At 50.9% G+C, this 20,016-nt stretch carries 23 protein-coding genes; 4 read left to right on the forward strand and 19 right to left on the reverse strand.

Annotated features, from left to right (window positions below; genetic code table 11):
* Nucleotides 1-75: 75 nt before the first annotated feature.
* Entirely contained in the window at nucleotides 76-951 is an 876-nt protein-coding gene (locus INT19_RS07590) for a DMT family transporter (RefSeq protein ID WP_193060333.1), read from the reverse strand.
* Complete coding sequence (locus INT19_RS07595; protein WP_193060334.1) at nucleotides 948-1,217, reverse strand: SelT/SelW/SelH family protein; 270 nt, start codon at nucleotides 1,215-1,217, stop codon at nucleotides 948-950. Before INT19_RS07595 ends, INT19_RS07590 begins: the two co-directional genes overlap by 4 nt.
* A 381-nt stretch (nucleotides 1,218-1,598) precedes the next feature.
* Here INT19_RS07595 and INT19_RS07600 point away from each other — a divergent pair, with 381 nt between their 5' ends.
* From INT19_RS07600 to ettA, 3 genes are all read left to right on the forward strand, one after another.
* The gene (locus INT19_RS07600) at nucleotides 1,599-2,036 is read left to right on the forward strand and encodes a PAS domain S-box protein (RefSeq protein WP_193060335.1); all 438 of its coding nucleotides are present in this window, start codon (nucleotides 1,599-1,601) and stop codon (nucleotides 2,034-2,036) included.
* Nucleotides 2,037-2,190: 154 nt separating this feature from the next.
* Entirely contained in the window at nucleotides 2,191-2,403 is a 213-nt protein-coding gene (locus INT19_RS07605) for a PA3496 family putative envelope integrity protein (RefSeq protein WP_089039365.1), read from the forward strand.
* 208 nt (nucleotides 2,404-2,611) lie between these two features.
* Nucleotides 2,612-4,273, forward strand: a complete 1,662-nt coding sequence (gene ettA, locus INT19_RS07610) for an energy-dependent translational throttle protein EttA (RefSeq protein ID WP_038476899.1) — start codon at nucleotides 2,612-2,614, stop codon at nucleotides 4,271-4,273.
* Nucleotides 4,274-4,375: 102 nt separating this feature from the next.
* On the opposite strand, the gene INT19_RS07615 is transcribed toward ettA, so the two are convergent.
* The 5 genes from INT19_RS07615 to phaR all read right to left on the reverse strand — a co-directional run bounded on the left by INT19_RS07615 (nucleotide 4,376) and on the right by phaR (nucleotide 7,996).
* The gene (locus tag INT19_RS07615) at nucleotides 4,376-4,717 is read right to left on the reverse strand and encodes a histidine triad nucleotide-binding protein (protein ID WP_193060336.1); all 342 of its coding nucleotides are present in this window, start codon (nucleotides 4,715-4,717) and stop codon (nucleotides 4,376-4,378) included.
* Nucleotides 4,718-4,771: 54 nt separating this feature from the next.
* Nucleotides 4,772-5,644 (reverse strand): phosphoribulokinase, encoded by an 873-nt coding sequence (locus tag INT19_RS07620; protein WP_038476906.1) that lies wholly within the window; start codon nucleotides 5,642-5,644, stop codon nucleotides 4,772-4,774.
* Nucleotides 5,644-6,096, reverse strand: coding sequence for an acyl-CoA thioesterase (locus tag INT19_RS07625; RefSeq protein WP_193060337.1), 453 nt, complete (start codon nucleotides 6,094-6,096; stop codon nucleotides 5,644-5,646). Before INT19_RS07625 ends, INT19_RS07620 begins: the two co-directional genes overlap by 1 nt.
* A gap of 52 nt (nucleotides 6,097-6,148) precedes the next feature.
* Nucleotides 6,149-7,435 (reverse strand): phosphoribosylamine--glycine ligase, encoded by a 1,287-nt coding sequence (purD, locus tag INT19_RS07630; RefSeq protein WP_193060338.1) that lies wholly within the window; start codon nucleotides 7,433-7,435, stop codon nucleotides 6,149-6,151.
* A gap of 96 nt (nucleotides 7,436-7,531) precedes the next feature.
* Nucleotides 7,532-7,996: a polyhydroxyalkanoate synthesis repressor PhaR gene (gene phaR / locus INT19_RS07635; protein WP_038476915.1), complete on the reverse strand. Its 465-nt coding sequence runs from the start codon at nucleotides 7,994-7,996 to the stop codon at nucleotides 7,532-7,534.
* A 134-nt stretch (nucleotides 7,997-8,130) separates the two neighbouring features.
* Here phaR and INT19_RS07640 point away from each other — a divergent pair, with 134 nt between their 5' ends.
* Complete coding sequence (locus INT19_RS07640) at nucleotides 8,131-8,841, forward strand: 16S rRNA (uracil(1498)-N(3))-methyltransferase (protein WP_193060339.1); 711 nt, start codon at nucleotides 8,131-8,133, stop codon at nucleotides 8,839-8,841.
* A gap of 56 nt (nucleotides 8,842-8,897) precedes the next feature.
* On the opposite strand, the gene rloA3 is transcribed toward INT19_RS07640, so the two are convergent.
* The 12 genes from rloA3 to hemH form a co-directional block, all read right to left on the reverse strand.
* The gene (gene rloA3, locus INT19_RS07645) at nucleotides 8,898-9,452 is read right to left on the reverse strand and encodes a retropepsin-like aspartic peptidase RloA3 (RefSeq protein ID WP_193060340.1); all 555 of its coding nucleotides are present in this window, start codon (nucleotides 9,450-9,452) and stop codon (nucleotides 8,898-8,900) included.
* A gap of 76 nt (nucleotides 9,453-9,528) precedes the next feature.
* Nucleotides 9,529-10,785: a lytic murein transglycosylase gene (locus INT19_RS07650; protein WP_193060341.1), complete on the reverse strand. Its 1,257-nt coding sequence runs from the start codon at nucleotides 10,783-10,785 to the stop codon at nucleotides 9,529-9,531.
* Between the two features lie 125 nt (nucleotides 10,786-10,910).
* Nucleotides 10,911-12,332, reverse strand: a complete 1,422-nt coding sequence (locus INT19_RS07655; RefSeq protein WP_193060342.1) for a DASH family cryptochrome — start codon at nucleotides 12,330-12,332, stop codon at nucleotides 10,911-10,913.
* Nucleotides 12,316-12,492, reverse strand: coding sequence for a DUF2256 domain-containing protein (locus tag INT19_RS07660; RefSeq protein WP_193060343.1), 177 nt, complete (start codon nucleotides 12,490-12,492; stop codon nucleotides 12,316-12,318). The genes INT19_RS07655 and INT19_RS07660 overlap by 17 nt, the downstream gene beginning before the upstream one ends.
* A 255-nt stretch (nucleotides 12,493-12,747) precedes the next feature.
* Nucleotides 12,748-13,152 carry a monovalent cation/H(+) antiporter subunit G gene (gene mnhG / locus INT19_RS07665; RefSeq protein ID WP_038476932.1) on the reverse strand — a complete coding sequence of 135 codons (405 nt, stop codon included), beginning with the start codon at nucleotides 13,150-13,152 and terminating at the stop codon, nucleotides 12,748-12,750.
* A complete protein-coding gene (locus INT19_RS07670) occupies nucleotides 13,145-13,414 on the reverse strand; it encodes a monovalent cation/H+ antiporter complex subunit F (protein WP_193060344.1) in 270 nt (89 codons plus the stop codon). The genes mnhG and INT19_RS07670 overlap by 8 nt, the downstream gene beginning before the upstream one ends.
* Nucleotides 13,414-13,887 carry a Na+/H+ antiporter subunit E gene (locus tag INT19_RS07675; RefSeq protein WP_193060345.1) on the reverse strand — a complete coding sequence of 158 codons (474 nt, stop codon included), beginning with the start codon at nucleotides 13,885-13,887 and terminating at the stop codon, nucleotides 13,414-13,416. Before INT19_RS07675 ends, INT19_RS07670 begins: the two co-directional genes overlap by 1 nt.
* A complete protein-coding gene (locus INT19_RS07680) occupies nucleotides 13,884-15,485 on the reverse strand; it encodes a Na+/H+ antiporter subunit D (RefSeq protein WP_193060346.1) in 1,602 nt (533 codons plus the stop codon). The genes INT19_RS07675 and INT19_RS07680 overlap by 4 nt, the downstream gene beginning before the upstream one ends.
* Nucleotides 15,482-15,829 (reverse strand): Na+/H+ antiporter subunit C, encoded by a 348-nt coding sequence (locus tag INT19_RS07685; protein WP_193060347.1) that lies wholly within the window; start codon nucleotides 15,827-15,829, stop codon nucleotides 15,482-15,484. The genes INT19_RS07680 and INT19_RS07685 overlap by 4 nt, the downstream gene beginning before the upstream one ends.
* Nucleotides 15,830-15,847: 18 nt before the next feature.
* Entirely contained in the window at nucleotides 15,848-16,279 is a 432-nt protein-coding gene (locus INT19_RS07690) for a Na+/H+ antiporter subunit B (protein ID WP_193060348.1), read from the reverse strand.
* Nucleotides 16,272-18,629, reverse strand: a complete 2,358-nt coding sequence (locus INT19_RS07695) for a putative monovalent cation/H+ antiporter subunit A (protein ID WP_193060349.1) — start codon at nucleotides 18,627-18,629, stop codon at nucleotides 16,272-16,274. Before INT19_RS07695 ends, INT19_RS07690 begins: the two co-directional genes overlap by 8 nt.
* Nucleotides 18,630-18,844: 215 nt before the next feature.
* The gene (gene hemH / locus INT19_RS07700; protein ID WP_193060350.1) at nucleotides 18,845-19,924 is read right to left on the reverse strand and encodes a ferrochelatase; all 1,080 of its coding nucleotides are present in this window, start codon (nucleotides 19,922-19,924) and stop codon (nucleotides 18,845-18,847) included.
* Nucleotides 19,925-20,016 lie beyond the last annotated feature (92 nt).

Here is a 20,016-nt window from a genome sequence, read left to right on the forward strand (position 1 = left end):
AACCTGCTAATCAAATCAGTGAGAAATATCTGTGGGAATAGGGCTATTCCGCCCCCCCCCCTTAAGCTCCAAGAGCTAGGCTTTCGAAGATTGCAGCTGCTGCAGCGCTAGCCCTGAAAGGATCAGCATCAACCCTACCAACGTGGATGCCAACAATGGCTCATTGACAACCAGATAGAGCAGTAGCAGCGAAATAGGCGGCGAAAGAAATATCAGATTAGACACCTTGGCCGTACGCGAGACCTTGCGAACCGCCATCTGCCAAAGAATAAAAGCGACCCCCATTTCGAAAAGACCCACGTAGACACCCGCGCCTAAAGCTTGCCAGCCATGCCAACTGAACCCTGGCCCGACAATTAATAGCAGCGTTAAAACAGGCAAGCCGACGCTGAAGTTCTGCCATTGTGCGACCAAGGGCGCTCTTTCATCCCGTGCGTTGAGCAACCAGTAGAGCGCCCATAACAGCGTCGACACAAGTGCAAACACGACTCCAAGGGGGTCTGCGAAATCTACATTGAAAACATTACCGCGGGTTGCTATCACCCAGACCCCCGCGTAGGCAATGAGCCCCGCGACCACATCCACTCGCGTGAGCCGTTGCCCTAAGATCGGTACCGCCAGAAGCGCCATTGCCAGCGCCCAAGTATAGTTGAGTGCCATTGCCTCTTGCCCAGGCAGCCTATCGTAAGCGGCAAACAGCACTAGATAGTAGGCAACAGGATTCATCAACCCAGCCCATGCAGCGGTTCGCCAGCCATGGCGAAGGGCTTCTGTTAAATGCCCTTGCTTCACTACCAACACAAACATGAATGCCCAAGATACAAGGGCCGCGAGCCACATCAACTCTAGCGGACTCATCCAGGCAAGAGCGACCTTAAAAGCCGTAGCAACTGTCGACCATAGCGCCACCGCTCCAAGACCATACAGTATCGCTTGACGATCTTGGTTCATCGGTCGATATGCCCCAAATCCCGGGCTGGCTCGACCTTATCCCGCACGCGCTGCTTTAGGACCTTGATATCTGGAAAGCCACCATCGCGCTTTCTTTCCCATAGCAACGCCTCGTCGCACCATATCTCAAAGGTGCCACCATGAGAGGGAGACAAGGCAACCTCTGCAAGACTTTCGCCAAAGGTTGAAAGCAGCTCTTGGGCATACCAAGCACTGCGTAACAACCACTGGCACTGCGTGCAGTAACGTATTTGAATGCGTGACATACAGAGGTTCCTAAACGTTTTAATGTGGCATCCTTGTTTCTCATTCTGTCACCTTACATTAGCAACTGCCAAGGGAACGCAATGACCAAGGTAGGCGGGATAATTGGTGGATTGGCCAAATGGCCTGGTAGCGCTCCGCTGCTATTCTGCTTGCTGGGACAGCATTCGGTGCCATGTTATCAGCCCAACGATTACCTGAGGCAGAATAGCGCTGTCGATTGCAATGCATCACAACGCTCGCCATGATGGTAGGTAATTAGCGGTGATTAGCTGGGTTTTTGCTATTCTACCTTTATTAAGCAATATGAAATGCCGCTTAGCTCCGCGTTGATGGACAGCGCATAGCTTCGGAAGAACGAGAGCAGCAACAGGAACCCATTGATGAAACGATCTCCTTTGATCAGCCCTGTGTTACTCGAACGCATTATTGACGCCTCCGAGGATGGCATCGTCGTTGCAGAGCAAGAAGGCGATGAAAACATTCTGATTTACGTCAACCAAGGCTTCGAACGTCTCACCGGCTACAGTGCAGATGAAATTCTTTATCGCGACTGCCGTTTTTTACAAAATGAAGACCGTGACCAAGATGCACTGGTCTCTATCCGGGAAGCGCTGAAAGAGGGTCGCCCTTCTCGTGAAGTGCTGCGTAATTATCGCAAAGACGGCACTATGTTCTGGAACGAGCTCTCTATTACACCCGTTTATGACGAAGCTGATAACTTGATGTACTACATCGGCGTACAGAAAGATGTGACGGAACGCGTAGAAGCACAGCAAGCATTGGCAGCCATTCAAAAGCGCCAAGAGCTAGCAGAATAAACAAAAAGTAGCCTCAGGGGCTTGAACTTCAACCTAAGTGGCGGTATATAGCGGCTAAGCGCATAAAAGCGCCAGGCGCTTCTTGTTTCATCTATCGATTGAAAGAAGAAGCCGTTGTGATGCCGGTGCGCCGGCTTGGGTTGGAGGGCATACTATGAGCCGTGACCCCTTAAATCGTGAATCTTATGCCAGTGATGCAATCGATGCAGATGAGTTCGATAACTTAGACGCTGTTAACGATGACCACTACGGCAAAAGCAAACCCAGCAAAGCAGATACGCTTCGCGCCCGCCGCCAAGTAGAAGCATGGCTCGAGGAGCGCCGTTTGCAGCGCGCTATTGAAGATGATTGGGATGAAGAGGAATAACCTGATCGCCTCAACCGCTTTCATTGATTGGCAGCTTAGTTACGACGTCTAGTGACTCACGCACTAAGCCTTCACTAAGCTGCTGATCAACGCATACACAAGACTTATCTTCTACGCTTCTGGCCTTTACCTGCGCTGAGCACTATCATCTTAGCCCTATGCCAGCACACAGCTGCGACTCTTTTCTCCAACAACCTAACGGATTTCCATGGCGCAATACGTATTCACCATGAACCGGGTTGGCAAAGTTGTGCCACCCAAAAAGCAAATTCTCAAGGATATTTCGCTATCGTTTTTCCCTGGCGCCAAAATTGGCGTACTGGGTTTGAACGGTTCCGGTAAATCCACACTGCTACGCATTATGGCTGGTGTCGATAAAGAGTTTGAAGGTGAAGCTCGTCCGATGCCTGGTATTAATGTGGGCTACCTGCCTCAGGAGCCACAGCTTGATGACGAAAAGAACGTTCGCGATACAGTAGAAGAGGCGCTAGGCGCCATTAAAGAAGCCCAGGAAAAACTGGATGCGGTGTATGCCGCGTATGCCGAGCCTGATGCGGATTTTGATGCCCTAGCAAGCGAACAAGCACGCCTTGAAAATATTATTGAAGCCGCCGATGCGCATAACCTTGAGCGTAAGCTGGAAGTCGCTGCTGAAGCGCTGCGTCTACCGCCCTGGGATGCCAAAGTAGGCAATCTTTCTGGGGGCGAGCGCCGCCGTGTAGCGCTGTGCCGCCTGCTGCTCTCAAGCCCCGATATGCTCTTGCTCGACGAGCCTACCAACCACTTGGATGCTGAATCCGTTGCCTGGCTAGAGCGCTTCTTGCACGACTATAACGGTACTGTCGTGGCCATTACCCACGACCGCTACTTCCTGGACAACGTTGCCGGATGGATTCTGGAACTTGACCGCGGCCAGGGCATTCCTTTTGAAGGCAACTACTCCCAGTGGCTGGAGCAGAAAGAGCAGCGCCTGAACCAAGAAGCCAAACAGGAAGTATCGCGCCAAAAAGCTATCAAGCAAGAGCTTGAGTGGGTGCGCAGCAACACTAAAGGACGCCAAGCGAAGAGTAAGGCGCGCCTTAATCGCTTTGAAGAGATGCAGTCTGGCGATTTCCAAAAGCGTAATGAAACAAATGAGATCTATATTCCGCCTGGCCCGCGCCTGGGTGATAAGGTCATCGAGTTTCATAACGTGACCAAGCGGTTTGATGACAAACTGCTCTACCAGGACCTCTCCTTTACCATCCCTCAAGGGGCGATTGTCGGGATTGTAGGTGGTAACGGGGCCGGTAAATCGACACTGTTCAAGCTAGTCACCGGCCAGGAACAGCCGGATGCTGGCGAAGTAGTGATTGGTGAGACTGTCGATATTGCCTACGTTGAGCAGTTGCGTGACGCGCTAGACGACAAGCAAACTGTTTGGGAAGCCGTCTCTGACGGACAGGATATTCTCAACATTAACGGCTATGAAGTCTCTTCGCGTGCCTACGTTGGCCGCTTTAACTTTAAGGGCAACGATCAGCAGAAGCGTCTAGATGAGCTTTCTGGTGGTGAGCGCGGTCGCCTTCAGCTTGCCCAAACGCTTAAACAAGGCGCAAACGTACTGCTGTTAGACGAACCTTCAAACGATCTGGACATCGAGACCCTACGCGCCTTGGAAGAAGCGCTGCTGGCCTTCCCAGGCTGCGCGATGGTGATTTCTCACGATCGCTGGTTCCTAGACCGTATCGCCACGCACATTCTCGCCTTTGAAGGCGATTCAGAAGTCGTCTTCTTCGATGGTAACTACACCGAATATGAAGAAGATCACAAGAAGCGTGTGGGTAACGACACACCTAAGCGAATGAAGTATAAGCGCATCGACGCCTAACGATTCGTTGCAATACCGCTGATACGTAAAAAGCCCCTTGTACGCTAAAAACGCACAGGGGCTTTTTACTTTTGTTGGGCTATAAAATAAACAAACCCACTATCAGCCAGCCGGCCAAGTAAACTGCCGACCTCCCAATAAATGCATATGAATGTGATAAACCGTCTGACCACCCAGTTCATTACAATTCATCACCACACGATAACCATCTTCCGCGAAGCCTTGCTGCTTGGCCAGCTGTGCGGCAGTGTGCTGCAAACGCCCAACCAGGGCTAGGTCTTCAGGATCAATATCGTTAAGCGTAGCAATATGCTTTTTAGGAATGATCAACTGATGCGTTGGCGCCTGAGGATTAATGTCGTTAAACGCCAATACATGCTCATCTTCAAACACAATATCTGCGGGAATTTCGCGGTTTATTATTTTGCAAAACAGGCAATCCATACGGCCTCCTTCATTTTTGTAAGTGGCGAAAACGTGCTAATTAGCAAAAACGGCCTAGCGAAAACGGCGCTGAGACAACAAATGGCGAACTAGCGGCGCTAGGATCAGCTCCATCGCTAACGACATTCGCGCCCCAGGCACCACTAACGTGTGCGGACGTGTCATAAATGAATCTTTTATCATCGCCAATAGCCATGGAAAATCCACCGTTGAGGGATCTCTAAAGCGAATCACCACAAACGATTCTGCATCGGTCGGAATATCCTGAACCTCAAAGGGGTTCGACGTATCGACAGTGGGCACACGCTGGAAATTAATATGGGTACGCGAGAACTGCGGCTGAATGTAGCGCACGTAATCATCCATGCGCCCTAATATGGTATCGATGACCGCTTCCTGGGAATAACCGCGCAGCTTGGTATCACGATCAATTTTTTGAATCCATTCAAGATTCATGGTCGGCGCAACGCCGACTAGCAAATCTACGTGACGAGCAATATCATACTCTTGGGTCACCAAGCCGCCATGCAGTCCTTCGTAAAAGAGCAGATCAGTACCACAAGGCAGTGACTGCCACTCAGTGAACGTCCCTACTCGATAACCTGCCTCAATTTTTTGCTTATCTTCTGCATGAATGTAGTGACGGAACGTACCCGCTCCATGCTCACCGTATTCAACAAAAAGCCCTTCAAGTCGATCAAGCAGATTAGCTTCTACAGCAAAGTGAGAAAGCTCATCTTTGCGTTCGGGCTCGTCACGAAAAATCCGCTGGAGATCATCGCGGGTGTAGCGGTGAAAGGCATCGCCGTCCACCATGGCAGCATGCACATCTTCACGCAGGAACATGCGCTCAAAGCTGCGACGCACCGTGGTAGTACCCGCGCCTGAAGAGCCCGTGATGGCAATGATTGGATATTCCCGCGACATTAAGTACCTCTCTCCTGAGCAGTCGCGCGAGCAATCGCCTGCGCAACGTCATCAGGCACTTTGACAGGCCGCCCTGAAGAAAGGTCTAAAAGAAGCTGGTTAACCCGAGCAGTTGCCACCACCTTATCGGTTTCTGCATGACAAATGCGCTGATAAACCGTCAACGCTTTGCCTTGTGGTTCAGGGACAGCGGTCTCAATTACCAAAGCATCCGGCCAGCGCGCCTCGCTCTGGTACTGAACCGCTAGGTCAGCAACAACGCTCGGGTAGCCTTTTATATCCCACTCAGGCAAACCTAGCGCAGCGAACGCATGCACGCGAGCTTCATGTAGCAGCGATACTAAAGCGTCATGCCCCAGGTGGCGACCGTAATTCATATCCGTTACGCGCACCGTTAAAGGATGCCGATGAATAATCGCTGCCGTGGGGAAATCTAGCGTGACACGCTCCATGCTTAGTTCCTTGTCAGTGGTGGTTTAGCTCCGGCGAGATCATCGCTGATCGCTATTTTTCTCGGGCGATAGCACGGAATGCGATATCACGGCGGAATTCAGCACCCTCCCAGTGAATCGCTTTAACCCCCTGGTATGCTTGCTGTTGAGCAGCAGATACTGTGTTGCCTAATGCGGTTACGCATAGCACTCGCCCGCCTGCGGTTACGATACTGCCGTCAGCAGCCTGAGTAGTGCCTGCATGGAATACTTTGCACTGCGCCTGACCTGCCTGCTCCAAGCCATGAATGACATCGCCTTTGCGGTAACTGCCGGGATAGCCACCTGCCGCTATCACAACACCCACGGCTGCGCGGGAGTCCCACTCACACTGCTTATCGGCAAGCTCGCCCTTAGCGCCAGCCAAGCAAAGCGCGGCTAAATCTGACGTTAACCGCATCATGATTGGCTGAGTTTCGGGGTCACCAAAACGGCAGTTATATTCGATTACTTTTGGATTGCCTTCAGCATCAATCATTAGGCCTGCATATAAAAAGCCGGTATATGCATTTCCTTCTTCCGCCATGCCCCGCACGGTGGGAAGTATAATCTGCTCCATGATGCGCTCGTCGATCTCTGGGGTTACCACCGGCGCCGGAGAGTAAGCTCCCATGCCGCCTGTATTGGGGCCGGTATCACCGTCATAGGCACGCTTATGGTCTTGGCTAGTGGCCATCGGCACCACATTCTCACCATCAACCATGACGATAAAGCTAGCTTCTTCGCCTTCCAGAAATTCTTCGATAACAACGCGCGCACCCGCATCGCCAAATGCATTCGCCTCTAACATATCGCGAATAGCCGCTTCAGCTTCGGCTTCACTCATCGCTACAATGACACCCTTACCCGCCGCCAAGCCGTCAGCTTTGATGACAATAGGCGCGCCCATCTCAGCTAAGTAAGCCAAGGCTGGCTCTACCGCTGTGAAGGTTTGATACGCGGCAGAAGGAATCTGGTGGCGTGCCAGAAAGTCTTTGGTAAACGACTTAGAGCCTTCCAACTGTGCGGCGCGTTGTGAAGGCCCAAAAATTGTCAGGCCAGCCGCCTGAAAACGATCAACCACCCCTTCAACTAACGGCGCTTCTGGCCCTACCACTGTTAGCGCTACCTGCTCGCGCTGGGCAAACGCCACCAACGCGTCTAAATCTGTTGCTTCAATAGCTACGTTGGTCAATTTAGGCTCAGTGGCAGTACCTGCATTACCTGGCGCTACAAACACCTGCTCGACGTCACTAGACTGCGCTAGTTTCCACGCCAATGCATGCTCGCGACCACCGCCACCTATCATTAAAACGTTCATCATCATCCTTCTCAAACGGGAGTGCCTAGCTGAGATTAGCTGAAAGCGTAACTAAGTTAATCGGCATATTATGCCACAACGACTCAACCAGCGGCGTCAGGAGCTTTTATCCGGCGTATCGTCATCGTCTGTTTGATTAGGCTGATTAAGCGTTTTTTGCCAAAAACGCATATTTTCTTCGGCCAACTCACGCATGAACTCCATAGGAGAGTGGCGTATCGCTTGTTGCCACTGGCTTTGCATGCGCTTTTGCTGTTCCAGCATGAGCTGGGTGCCCTGCTCTAAATAACGTGCTAGCGGTAAAGGCGATGACATATCGTACACACGGATCAACTGAGCCAGCAGGTCATTTGAGAAAACTTCGGCTTCACTATCAGCCTGCTCTTGCTCGATAATGATCGACAGCAAAATGGTCCGCGTCAGGTCTTCACCACTTTTTGCATCCTCGACGCGGAAGGGTTCTTCTTCAATAATCAAACGCCGCAGATCCTCAAGCGTCACGTAACGACTTTGTTGAGTATCGTACAACCTACGGTTGGCATATTTGCGAATTACGCGCACAGCGCATCTCCTTAAACGCGGTAGAGGCTTTGTCGCCGTTGCTGCTATTGTGCCTGCAACATGCGCCTATGCAAGTCAGCTTAACGGATTAGTACCGGTAGGCGTGTCTTCCTTATGACCAATAGACGACAATCATGAATCTTATTCTGCTTGATCCGAGCGAAGTAAAGGGAGCTTATGCTTACCTTACTGACACACGACGTATCACCCATTTACGCGAGGTCCACCGCGCTTGTGTAGGAGACTACTACACAGTCGGTCTACAGGGCGGCAAGATGGGGAAAGCGCAGCTAACTGAACTACACGAGACCCAGGCAACCTTCACACTGGAAAATCTCAATGAGCCCCCCCCTCCGCCCTTGCCAGTACACTTAATATTGGCGCTTCCTCGCCCCAGAATGCTGGCACGTACCTTAGAGCATGTCACGGCTCTTGGTGTAAAAAATATTACACTGCTTCACACCAAGCGGGTGGAAAAAAGCTACTGGCAGTCCCCAGAACTCCGTGCAGAAAAAATTCATCATCACTTAGTGCTAGGCCTGGAACAAGCGCGAGACACACAATTGCCTAATGTGACGCTGTGCAAAGGCTTTCGCCCTTTTTTAGAAGAACAACTGCCGGAGCTGCTAAAAGAACGACGCGGGCTGGTGGCACACCCTGGTATGCCGAATGCCTGTCCACGGAATATTGACGGAAAAGTACTGCTTCTCGTTGGACCGGAAGGCGGCTTTATACCTTGGGAAGTTGAAAAACTACTTGAGGCAGGCTGCGAGGGCATGCACCTAGGCCCTCGCATCTTACGGGTAGAAACTGCCGTCACCGCACTATTATCGCGACTTTTTTAATCACCGATTACGCCAGTAAGCTGGGTGACACGAGCTTTATGCTTAGAACGGCGTAATTAGGACTGTTCATCTGTTGGATCGTGGGGAACATAGGCTGCCTTCTCCCCACATTCAGGGTCTTGAAGAAAGGTATTGCGCACATCTAATAGTCCTAAGTGGCTAATTGTGCGACGCCCCAAGAGCAGCGGGTAAATCATCTCTTCACGATCTCGCAGACCAAACTGCTCTTCATACACCGTGTTGCCCATGCAAACATCCATTAGCACCACTGGACGTTCATCACGACCACCTGCGCCACGAACCGCCAACTCTCGATAGAGGGGGCGCTCAATCTGATCACTAAACGTTTCACCGTTTGCCTGATCCTCGAGCTTCAGGCGGAAGCGAACCCACTCCTCGCCGTCTTTCTCGAACATCTCAATATCACGCGCGTCTAATGATGAGGTCAGCGCACCGCTATCTAGCTTCGCTTTTACAGCGATACCCCACGGTTCAATGGATGCATTTTCAACCCAACCAAATACCTTATCATCTGCCTGGATAGCTGTGCTCACTGACAACGCACTGACCATTACACCGGTAGCCAGCACACCTACAAAAGTTTTCCTCATTACCTTTCGTCCTTAGTGAGAAGTTTACCTAGCATGAGACATTTGACTCGCTAAAGAGACTCATCGAAACGCAACATTAACGCAGCCGTTCTAACAGCGCCTGGGTGGCAAAGCCATCGGGCGTGAGCCCTTGGTCACGCTGAAAAGCACGTAGGCCCTCGCGCGTATTAGGCCCCATGATGCCGTCCGCAGTACCCACTGAATATCCAGCACTATTTAGGCGTTGCTGTAGAGTACGCACATCATCACGTGTCAACGGCGCCTGATCTCTGGGCCAGGACTGGGCAATGCCGTCACGCCCAGCAATAGCATCCGCCAAGGTAGACACGGCTAGCGCATAACTAGTTGCGTTGTTATAGCGCAAAATTGCCCGAAAATTAGGCCCTACCAAAAAGGCAGGGCCGTTTGCTCCTGCTGGCACAATAACCGCAGCGCTATCGAACGAGGGCAGCTCACCACTCAATGAGCGAACGCCTTGTGCCGCCCATTCAGCACTGCTACGACGTTGCGTTTGTGAATAATCGAAGGAGTCAGGCAAACTTACTTCAACGCCCCAAGATTGGCCGGCCTGCCAACCTGCCCTGGCAAGATAGTTAGCGGTAGAAGCCATGACATCAGGAATACTGCCCCATATGTCTCGACGGCCATCATTGTCGCCATCCACTGCGTATGCCTCAAAACTGCTGGGTATAAACTGCGTATGTCCCATGGCACCCGCCCAGGAGCCTTTCATTTGCTCGGCGGCAATATCGCCTTGGTCGATAATACGTAACGCGGCTAACAGTTCGCTGCGTGCAAAATCACGCCGACGGCCGTCGTAAGCAAGTGTTGCCAGTGACTCAAGTGTCGAGAAATCACCAAAATTGCTGCCGTAGTTACTTTCTATACCCCAAATAGCCACGATGATTTCTGCAGGAACCCCGTAACGTTGCTGCATTTGTTGCGCGGTATCGCGGTGAGCCGCAAGCTTCTCTACGCCGTTATTAATCCGTGTGCTGGAAACCGCTGTATCTAGGTATTGCCAAATGGGACGAACAAACTCTGGCTGATACTGATCGAGCTCAATGACTCGTTCACGATAGCGGAGCCCATCAAAAGCGGAGGCAAGAGTAGACTCACTGACGCCCTGCTGAGCAGCATAGCGGCGAAAATCAGCCAACCACTGGTTAAAGTTGGCATAGCTAACTTGTTCTGCCGCTTGTGCATCCACTTCGCTCATCAATTGCTGATTAGCGACTGCATTAGTACTTAATGCCCCACTGCATGCTGCTAGTGCAAATGATAAATACAAGGCGGGGCGGATACTCAGTGGAGCTTTAACTTTCAAAGACATAGCATTAATCTCTTGGCAATCCTTGGCGTGCTTCCGATAATGGCTCAGAAATAGCGTAGATGCTAGCCCTACCCACATTGCATAACCTATCTTTCGGGCACCATCGTCTATTTCCAGGAAGAACATTACTCATCCGTTTCTTGAAGTTCCGTTGTAGCCACTAGCCAACGCTGCCACTCGGCTGGCTCTACGCATGGTGCATCAAACTTAGCAGGCGCTACCCGCCAGGGTTGGTGGCGCTCCATTCCTAACGGCAGCGACGCCAGCTCAGGCAGCCAATAGGCAACGTAAAGCCCGTTTGGATCATAATGCCCTGCTTGTTTCAGTACATTAAAGTAACGGTCTTGACGGGGATCACGACCAATACCGGCAATATAACGCCAGTTGCCCCAGTTACTCGCCACATCGTAATCAATCAGGCAGTGCTCAAACCACGATGCACCAAGGCGCCAATCGACGTTGAGATCTTTCACTAGGAAACTGGCGACATTTTGACGCGCTCGGTTAGATATCCACCCGCTAACCTTCAGTTCTAGCATGACAGCATCTATAAACGGCACGCCGGTTGTCGCGTTGCGCCACGCATCAAATGCACTGTTAGCGGGCGGTAACTCTTCATAACCAAATAATGCCGCACCGTCCACCTGAGCCGCTCGATGGAAGTAATCTCGCCACATTAATTCGAAAATTATCCAATAACTTGATTCGCAGCTCCCATGAATGGCCTCCCAGTTTTTTACTTCTTGACACACTTGGCGCGCAGATAAGCAGCCACGCGCCAGCCAAGGAGAAAAACGTGTGGAAAAATTGGCGCCCAGCAAACCATTACGGGTTGTCTTATAAGATTCCGCGCCGTTTTGCCGCCAGAGATACTGCTGAAAACGATCGCTTGCCGCCGCCTCCCCGCCAACAAACACAAAGCCCTGTCGCTTATCAGGCTGCCAGCCAGCACTCTCTTTACACACTACTTTAAGGGGAGGAAATCCTCGGGGAGCAGATTCTGGCCAGGGTGGCAGTGTCACTGGCGCTGGCAGGGGCGCTAAAAACGTACAATGCTTTTCAACACGTCGCCGAAATGCCGAAAAGCTGGGCGGCAACTCATTCAATGCAAAGGGAAGCTCGTCTTCGGCAATTAAATAACCGCTATCAGCACAACATAACTGACAGGCCGATGGGAGCTGGTCAGCGACCCGCGCAATATACTGTGACTCTTCATACCCAGAATGCGCTGCCACACGTATTTCTCTTGCACCAAGCATGGCAGCAGTATCTAGCACGATGCTGGCAGGATCACCGATGCGGACTAGCAAATCACTGCCACGCTGCAGCAGCTCGCCTCGTAGCTCCATCAAACTTTGCCATAAAAAGCGTAGCCGAGCGGGCCCCAGCCTGGGAGAAGCATCACCCGTAATCGAACGTTCAAACCATCGCTGGTCTAGCACATAGAGACAAAGCAACTGGTCAGGAGGGGAATCAAAATGCAACAAGGGATTATCAGCTATCCGCAAATTATCCTGAAGCCATACAATATCAGTCGTGCTGCTCATGCATTTGCCTCCTTGGTGCGTTGGACTGCTTGGCTTCGCGACGGCAGCGTTCACTGCAATGGCGCACTTCATCCCAGCAGCGCGCCCACTTTTTCCGCCAAGTAAAAGGACGCTGGCATTGAACACAGTCTTTTTGCGGTAAATCCTGCTTACGTTGCATAGGCCCCATCTCGCTAGCTAACATTTACACGCCACGCGTCAAAAACATAGACATACAATCCTTCACAGTATAACTATTGTACACAAATAGGCACGCGTGTTTTCTTTCCCCTGAGCCTCCTTCCCTACTGTTTAGCCGATTTTTTTCACGCTTATCTCGATAGCTTTTCCCCAAAGCACTGCAAATAAAAAAGCCATCCGTGTGGATGGCTTTTCGAGCAGACGTGTCAGCATGGGGAAAGTTAGCAAATTGCCGTCAGTCCGGGTCTGTGGCGCGGGGATGCCGTTTGGCATTTTCATGGGTTTCTAGGCCACTTTTAAGCTCATGAGTAAGCGGGTCATAATTGGGTCTCAGTTCATCCTTAACGGTGCCGCTCCAGAGGCGCGAGCCAACAAAGTAACCCGCCCTACCAATCACATGGGCAGCAATCGGTGCCGTTATTAAAATAAACACAATAATCGCGAACGAGCGCGCAACCACCCCAACTTCAGCAAAGTGCATGGCCGAGGCAAGCATGATTAAAATAACCCCAAGCGCTGCAGCCTTAGTGGTTGCGTGCATGCGGGTCAGCAGATCCGGTAACCGCAACAAACCGATGGCCGCCAGCAACATAAAGCTTGACCCCGTTATCAACAGCGCGCCTTTGATAAATTCAATCATCTCGCGGCCCCCCTCGTTCCAGATAGCGCGCAAACCCAATCGCGGCTAAAAAGCCCATCAGAGCGATCACGATTGCCGCATCTAGAAAACTCGCTACCCCCGACTGAATAGCATAAACACCCACCAGCCCCACCACGGTAGTGGAAAACAATTCAAGCGCAACAACACGATCAGGTAAGCTAGGGCCACGAACGACACGTACGAAGGTCAGTACAAGCGCCAGCCCCATAATTATCTGGCTTATCAGAATAACGGTATCCATTAACGAAATAGCTCCAATGCACGGTGCTCCATCTCTTTTAAGTTATTTCGAAGCTCTTCTTCATTATCCAAAAACATCGCGTGAATATAGAGCACCTTTCGATCGTCAGAGACATCAAGGCTCAACGTACCAGGCGTCAGCGAAATCAGGTTAGCGACGATCGTAATTTCCATTTCCGTGCGTGCAGAAAGAGGTAGCGCAATAACGCCGGGCTTCATGTGCCAGGGAGGGGTCACTATATCGAAGGCGACGCGCAGGTTTGCCCGCACCAACTCCTTAATAAAAAAACCAATAAAACCAATAATTCGCGGCACACGAGCGGGGTAGCCTTTTAACGCGTCGACTTGAGGCTCAATTAACAGCAACGCAATATAGCCAAAAATCATTCCGACCAGCAGATTAAGCCCGGAAAAATCGCCACTTAGTAGTACCCAAGCCAACCCGAGCAGAAGGTTCCAAATCGCACCAGTCATGGGGCGTCCTCCGCACGGTCACCTATTTGCTCCGCCTGCAACTCACCCCGGTCAAGCAGCGCATCTTCAGCACTAGCAGAGACGCCCAGCACAGCTTCAATATAACCTGATGGGGACATTAGCTGATCACCGATAAGCATCATCACCTGCATAATGGCTTCTGCGAAAACACCGATTAATAACGACATCATGGCCAACACAGCAACTGGGGTGTACATCATCCACAGGCTTGGTTTTAGTAATCGACCATCATCACCGACGGAGGTTTGTGAGGCGGGCACTTTATTTTCTTCTGGCAACGCTTTCCAAAACACGTCATTCCAAATTTTCACCATGGAATAAAGTGTCATAAGCCCTACTGCCAACGCAAAACCTGTTGCTACATACGCCTCCGCCTCCAGGCCAGCGCGAACCAGCACAAACTTGGCAAAGAAACCCGATAGTGGAGGAATGCCCGCCAGCGAAAACGCTGAGATAAAGAATGCCACGGCTAACCAAGGACGCTCTCGATAAAGGCCACCCATTTTTTTAAGCTGATAAGTACCTTGCAGACGGTGGGTAATGCCACTGATCAGGAACAGGTTCGTTTTAACAACAATGTTATGCACGATGGCGAATACACCACCCGCAATCGCCAGCGGTGTATACAGCGCCAAGCCCAGAATCATGTAACCAATCTGGCTGACGATATGGAATGAGAGAATGCGGCGGAACTCATACTGAGCGGCGGCACCAAGCACGCCAGTGACCATTGTCAGCACAGCGCCCCAAAGCATTATATCCTGCAGATACCCCATCGTTTGATCAAAAATAAGCGTGAACACGCGAAATAATGAATACACCCCGACCTTTGTCAGCAAACCAGCAAACAGCGCCGACACCGCTACTGGCGGCGTGTGATAAGAAGCCGGCAGCCAGAAAAAGAGCGGGAAGGCGGCGGCTTTAATACCAAATGCCACCATAAACATAACGGCAAGCACTTCGACCATCCCGCTATGCTCTGCCTCATCCATACGCAGCGCAATGTCAGCCATGTTTAGGGTGCCTACCGTGCCATACAGTAACCCCACAGCCGTTAAAAAAATCACCGAAGCCAGCAGGTTCAACGTGACGTATTTAATTGCGCCTTCCATCTGCGCCCGTTCACCGCCCAGAATCAACAGCGCAAACGACGCCACCAGCATAACCTCAAACCAAACATATAGATTGAAGATATCGCCGGTTAAAAAGGCCCCTGCCACCCCTGCTAACAGCAAATGCATCAGCGGGTAATAACCAAACTTTTCATGCCCCCGCCCTGTGGTGGCTAGCGAATAAACCCCCATAGCCAAACCAATGATGCCTGTCATTAAAATCATGACAGCACTTAACATATCGGCAATTAGCGTAATACCAAACGGCGCTGGCCAGCTGCCCATTTGCATGGTGATGTAACCATCAGCTAACACAGCAACAAACAGCCATATACTAACTAGCAACAGCGCAACATTACCCGCCACCGCAATAAAACGCTGGACGGGGCGAGAGCGCCAAAAAAGTAATGAAAGAGCGCCAGAAAGCAGTGGCAACAGGACGGGCAGTGCGACTTCAGGCCTCACGTGTCGGTATCCTTCATTTTGTCCAAATCATCTGCCTTAACAATTTCGTAGGCACGGCGAATTAACACAACAGCAAATGCCAGCACCCCAAATGCAATGACAATCGCCGTCAATACAACAGCTTGAGGCAGCGGGTCGGCTACTTCGGCTAACGGCTGTAACATGCCTTCCGGTATTAATGGTGGGGCGCCGCGCGTCATGCCTGCAGTAGTGAAGATCAGCAAATTAGCAGCGTTCGACAGCAGCAGTAGACCAATCACCAACTTCACAATAGAGCGACGTAACATCATAAAAATAGCGGCGGCGTAGAGTAGCCCTATCGCTAGTGCCATTAGCGGTTCCATACGGGACCTCCTAAGTCACTAAGGTTCATCCTTATCCACCTCCATCAGCGCCATCACCATGCCCATCACCGAACCAAGAACGGCAAAGTACACTCCTACATCGAAAATAAGCGGTGTAGACGCTTTAAAATCGATCACGGGGATAGTCCACCACTGAGCAGTTAAAAACGGTTGATCCATAAACCATGCTGGCACCACCGAAATCATCCCTAGCAGCAGCCCAACACCAATCAAGTCGCGTGGATCGACCATACGCAGCACCTCTTTGGTGGCGCTGACCCCAAAGGCAAACAGGTAAAGCGTGAAGGCCCCTGCTGCTACTAGCCCAGCAATAAATCCACCTCCTGGCTCATCATGTCCACGCAGCAATAGAAAAACTGAAAACATCAGCTGTAGCGGCATCAAAAACCGCGCCGCAGTGTTGAGAATAATAGTGCCGGATTTAACCATCGTAGGGCTCCTTAACACTGGCGTTTTCGCCGTTTTCGCCTTCTGCTGATTTGCTTTCATTGTCGCCGTGGCGCAGTTTAAGCATGGCGATAACCCCAATAGCAGCGAGCGCAAGAACAAACATTTCACCTAGCGTGTCGAGGGCACGATAGTCCACCAAAATGACATTCACGATGTTGCGACCATAGGCAAGAGGAGCGCTATTTTCGATCATATAAGCTGAAATCGGCTCAAACTGATCGATACTCCAAGCGGTCATAATCAGTAGGAAAATCAGAATTCCCATTGTTGCCGCCACAGCACCATCTCGAATACGTTCCAAATTTGTGGAAAGGTTTGAAAAACGCGGCAAACGAAAGAGCACCAAAACCAACAAGATAACGGTGAGCGTCTCAACCAGTAGTTGGGTAATGCCTAGGTCGGGAGCACTGAAAAGAATAAAAATAAGCGCAATAGAGAATCCCATAATGCCGACCGACACGACGGCTCCAAGTCGTGAGCGAGAAATGGTGGCAAACAGAGCCCCCATCACCATAGTGCCAACAACAATTACCTCGTGGAAGCGCACGTCCAGCGTTAGTGCCAACTGAGGTGCATGGCGCACAAGTATTGAGTTACCAATCAAAACGATCAGCACCACCAGCATAACGAGAATATAGTTACGCATATAACCGTTTTGCAGCAGGCGTGTTTGCCATTCAGAAAAACGCACAATGCTATTCATGAAGCCTTCATAGCCTGCTTCTGGGCCATGTCGCATTAGTGGCGCCAACATCGCTAGTTTACAACGCACACTATCCCAGCGTTTAAACAGTAAAAAGCCTAGTCCAAGGCTGACGATCGACATAATCAGCGCCATATTGATGCCATACCAAAGCGATAATGACACTTGCAGCGGCTCACCTACCACCGCTGTCGCCGCTGACGTAAGCAGCGCATCGGTACCAAGCATGGCTGGTGCCAGCCCTAACACAAGTGAACCAAGCGCCAATACAGCGGGCCCAACTAACATACTAAAAGGCGCTTCATGGGGTGTTTTGGGTGTTTCAATTTGCCGACCATAGAAGGGGCGGAAGGCGATAATAGCAGCCACTGCAATCGTCAAAATAGCCGCCAGGAAAGCAAACAGGACTAGCAACACATTGAAGCGCTCCGCCCCCAGCGCTGCCTCTAGCATTAGCTCTTTACCAATGAAGCCAAATAGCGGTGGCACGCCTGCCAACGACAGTGCCACGACAAAAGCAATCACCGCAGTGATTGGCATGGCAGACCTCAAGCCGCCCATTGCGGTGACATCTTTGGTGCCTGTCTCATGGTCCAGAATACCGGCGACCATAAACAGTGCCCCTTTGTACATTGAGTGGGCAAGCAAGAACGTTACAAATGCCGTCATGGCGTACTCAGAACCAATGCCCAGCAACATGGTTAGCGTGCCAAGTGCCATAATGGTGGAATAAGCCAGTAGCTTTTTAATATTGGTGTGATGGATTGCTAAAAAGGCACCTGTCAGCATGGTAATAGCACCGACGACCGACAGTATTCCGATCCATAGCGCTGTGCCACCCAATTCAGGGTGTAAGCGCGCCAGTAAGTAAATACCCGCTTTCACCATGGTGGCCGAGTGGAGGTATGCCGACACCGGCGTTGGCGCAGCCATGGCGCTGGGTAACCAAAAATGAAAAGGAAACTGGGCTGATTTTGTGAATGCCCCCAGCAGCAAGCAAATGAGCATCGGGGTATAAAGCGAATGTTCACGCAGATCGCTTTCCATTTGGCCAATCTCATAAAACGACCAGCTTCCGCTTGCCCCCCCTAACAGCACCAGACCTGCCATCAGCGCCAAACCACCAGCAACCGTTACAAACAGCCCCTGACGTGCGGATTTTCTTGCCTCCATATCGGTATGGTTAAAGCCAATCAGCAAATAAGAGGTGATGCTGGTTAGTTCCCAGAATACGAAAAGCGTAAGCAATCCATCGGCAAGCACCAGCCCCAACATAGAGGCCATAAACGCAACAAGTGCTAAATGAAAGCGTGCAATATCCGTATGGCCTTTGAGATAACCACCGGCATAGATCAATACGAAAGTACCGATAACGGTAATCAGCAGCCCGAATAAAAGTGACAGTCCATCAAGCAGAAAACTCAAGCTGATGCCTAATGATGGCACCCAAGACCACTCCAACAGTAATGGCCCTTCACTCATTACAGCGGGTGCCTGACTGAACAGCCAGGCAGACATCAAGGCAGGAAACAGCGCCAGTACGAGGCTCGTCCGTTCTCCAAACCAGCGGTTGAGCAAAGGCGACGACGCTGCCAGCACAAAGCCCATTAATACAGCGAATTGCATCCGGTGGTTTCTCCCTATAAGAACGTGTCAGTTAACCCCAAGGCAGTAGCAAGACCAAACGGCTCTAAGCGTTGGCTAAATGTGATTATTAATGCACAAACCTTATACCAAGGTTGATTACGTTTCTATAAAACTAGTCACCCATAAAAAAAGCCGTCCTAGTTGAGCACTTTTGGGGTGCAGTTCACTTTGGCGGCTTTTGACAAAACGCACTATTAAGAAGCGGACAGCCACCCCGCCAACTCGTTGTTAACAACCGCTAACAGGGCATCAATGTGATCGTCTCGATCATTCAAGCAGGGAATATAACTAAACGTCTCCCCTCCTGCGCCCATAAAGCTATCGTGAATCTCTTCTTTAATCTCCTCCAGCGTTTCAACACAATCAGAAGAGAAGGCAGGTGACATAATCGCAATATGCTTATGCCCTTGCTTGGCAAGTTCAGCCACATGATCAACGGTTTGCGGGCCAACCCACTTTTCTGGGCCAAACTGAGACTGAAAGGCGGTGTCTACTTCCTCTTTACTCAGCCCTAGTTTTTCACGCATCAAACGCGTCGTTTTCTGACACTGACAATGGTAAGGGTCACCTTCTAATAGATAACGTTCGGGGACACCGTGGTAGCTTGCTACCAGTTTCGTCGGACGCGTTTCAAAGCCGTCGTAAGCTTCCTGAACCGAATTCGCCAGCGCCTGAATATAGGCAGGATGCTCAAAATAAGCGGGCACCGTACGAATATAGGGCTGCCACTTCATTTTCATCAGCGTACGGAATGCCTGATCATTTGCCGTCGCAGTCGTAGGCGAGCCGTACTGAGGGTAAAGCGGGAAGAAAACGATCCGCTCACAGCCCTTCTCTTTCATGCGCTTAAGGACACTTTCCGTTGACGGGTTGCCGTAGCGCATACAGAAATCAACTTCGATGCTATCGCCGTAGAGCGCTTTCAAACGTGCAGCTATTTTTTCAGTTTGGGCACGCGTCGTCGTTAACAACGGGCTCTCGTTCTTCTCGTTGTTCCAAATACTTTTATAGGCGTTACCAGAAGAAAATGGACGTTTGGTCAAAATAATCAGTTGTAAAAGCGGCTGCCACTTCCAATTAGCGTAATCAACAACACGCTTATCGGACAAGAACTCGCTAAGGTAGCGCCGCATAGACCAATAGTCGGTTGCGTCCGGGGTGCCCAAGTTAGCCAACACCACGCCGACTTTTGCAGGGGGAACGGCAGGATGATCACTTGGCGCATGGACCAAGCGCCCTTCGCCCAGCTGATCTTTTACAACGCTATCGACCATGTCGCTAACTCCTCAGATGCTTTAAACAGTTGGCAAAATCTTAACACTTTTCGGCAAAGCTGCGGCATAAAGTTATACTATCAACATTATTT

Origin of the sequence: Halomonas sp. 3A7M, assembly GCF_014897875.1 — a bacterium.
In the GTDB taxonomy this organism is placed as follows: Bacteria; Pseudomonadota; Gammaproteobacteria; order Pseudomonadales; family Halomonadaceae; genus Vreelandella.